A 390-nucleotide genomic window follows, 5' to 3' on the forward strand; every position below is an offset into this window, starting at 1 on the left:
AACTGTTAATCCTGATAATATAGATATACTGTTAGAAAAGGTTACACGTGAAAAGAAAGTGCAACCAGACGGCCATCCTGCTTATTGGTTTAATTTGCAAAGTGATCTTATTTTTAAACGAAAGGAAGTTTTACCTGGACATACTAATGGACTTGCGTTTGAAGGGCTTGATGCTGATGGGAACGTTCTTTTGAGGCAGACTTATTATTCTATCGGTGGTGGTTTTGTGGTGACTGAGGATGAATTAAACTGTATAAATGGTAATACGCAATCAAAAACTTCTAAGGTACCATATCCTTTTGATTCTGCGCGTAAAATGTTATCAATGGCAGAAAAATCAGGGTTATCAATTGCTGAAATGAAGCGCTTAAATGAAGAAACAAAGATGGA

General features: G+C 36.2%; 1 protein-coding gene. It reads left to right on the top strand.

Annotated elements, in window-relative coordinates:
* On the top strand, nt 1-390 hold a 390-nt coding region (locus ACFINZ_RS10650), incomplete at both ends, for a serine dehydratase beta chain (RefSeq protein ID WP_375701501.1).

The sequence above is a fragment of the Bartonella sp. AA81SXKL genome (genome assembly GCF_042196945.1).
Classification (GTDB): domain Bacteria; phylum Pseudomonadota; class Alphaproteobacteria; order Rhizobiales; family Rhizobiaceae; genus Bartonella.